The organism is aff. Roholtiella sp. LEGE 12411 (assembly GCF_015206995.1).
Lineage (GTDB): Bacteria > Cyanobacteriota > Cyanobacteriia > Cyanobacteriales > Nostocaceae > Komarekiella.
Genome location: NZ_JADEXR010000310.1, coordinates 1 through 1493 on the forward strand (window position 1 = coordinate 1; position 1493 = coordinate 1493).

Annotated in this window: 2 protein-coding genes; one reads left to right on the plus strand and one right to left on the minus strand. The window is 39.7% G+C overall.

Going from position 1 to position 1493, the window contains the following annotated elements:
* Positions 1–66: 66 nt before the first annotated feature.
* Positions 67–432 carry a four helix bundle protein gene (locus IQ246_RS29600; protein WP_194006840.1) on the minus strand — a complete coding sequence of 122 codons (366 nt, stop codon included), beginning with the start codon at positions 430–432 and terminating at the stop codon, positions 67–69.
* A 154-nt stretch (positions 433–586) separates the two neighbouring features.
* Between IQ246_RS29600 and IQ246_RS29605 the strand changes: the two genes are divergently transcribed.
* Positions 587–1321: a 15,16-dihydrobiliverdin:ferredoxin oxidoreductase gene (locus IQ246_RS29605; RefSeq protein WP_194006841.1), complete on the plus strand. Its 735-nt coding sequence runs from the start codon at positions 587–589 to the stop codon at positions 1319–1321.
* The last annotated feature ends 172 nt before the right edge of the window (positions 1322–1493 follow it).

A 1493-nucleotide genomic window follows, 5' to 3' on the forward strand; every position in this document is an offset into this window, starting at 1 on the left:
GGGGCATGGGGCATGGGGGATTAAGTCCCTATTTCGCGTTTTATATTGCTTATTTCTGCTTATTTCTTATTGTCTAGTTCCTATAGATTTTAGATAAGCATTGAGCTTGGGTAAAAGTTTATCAAGGATAGGTTTGAATCTGTTTACTTGCTCAGTTGTTAATAGTTGTCTGGCGTAGGCTAATCTTAACCAGCTTACTGTTTCGTACAGAGATCCTCTCGAAATTTTGACAAAACGCCGATTGTCTTGATCGTTATACTTGTCCCTTCCTTCTGCGATGTTGGCACAAACACTATCAGCAGACCTAACAATTTGTTTACCTACTGTATCTTGAGTGAAATTGTCCCATCCTTTAACAATATGCCAAATTTCATTAGCTAGTTTTTCAGCAAGTTGATAAACTTCCAAATCCTCAAAATCAGGTCTTCTCACAAAACTCCATTGATCATTTTATTGATCAATAGTTCCCAATCCCAATGCCCCATGCCCCAATGACCATTACAGAATGTTGCTTTGTTTCTAAGAAATGAGACTTGCATAATACACATCCTTTATTTTCTATCGAAGGGTTAACAAGTCATGCTCCATGTATAAACCTTTCCTGGAATTTTTGGAAAAAGAGCTATTTAGGCGGTTTGATTTACAAAGTAGGGGGATTGACCCTGGTTTGGAATTCAAAGTTAGCGATCGCGGCAGAAGTCCTGCAACTATTCGCAGTTGGTGTTACCAATGCCCAGAGTTGCGGAAAATTCGCTACACCTACATTGATGCAGGGGAAAGTGCCCAAATTTTTAATAGCGTAATTTATCCCAGCCATCACTACGATTTACCGCTGTTAGGAATTGATTTTTTATCTTTTGGTAAAGTTAAAAATCTGATTGTGCTTGACTTTCAGCCTTTATTCCAGGATGAGAATTATCAAAGAAAGTACATAGTTCCGCTAAAATCTCTGCATGATAAATACCCAGATCTGGCACAAAATTTAGAAATGAAGTTTTACGATGCCAATCAGTATTTTTCTAAGTATTTACTGTTTGCCAAAACAGACCCTGAAACAGTGGCGACGCGGGTCTTTGCAGCTTTTCAGGATTATTTAAATTTGTATTGGCAAATGCTAGCAGATGCCAAACCGCTCCAAGATCCAGAAGATATCCAGCGGATTGTCAAAGCTCAAAAAGATTACGATCAATATAGTGCAGACCGTGATCCAGCATCTGGTTTGTTTAGCAGCTACTTTGGTCATGAATGGGCAGAGCGATTCCTCCATGAATTTTTATTTGAAGACGCTGTTCCCCTGGTGGTGGGTACGAGTAAAAGATGACCGCAGAGGTTGAGGAGTGGAGGGGCAGAGGGGCTAAGGATAAAGAACTGGAGTTTAGACTAAACGCATGACAAAGTAACTCAGGATAAGTGAGTCACAAGCTTTACACTCCAAAATTGAAAATCGAAGAGTTAAGCAGATTGTGGCGTTGGTTTTGGGGATTTTGTAGTGC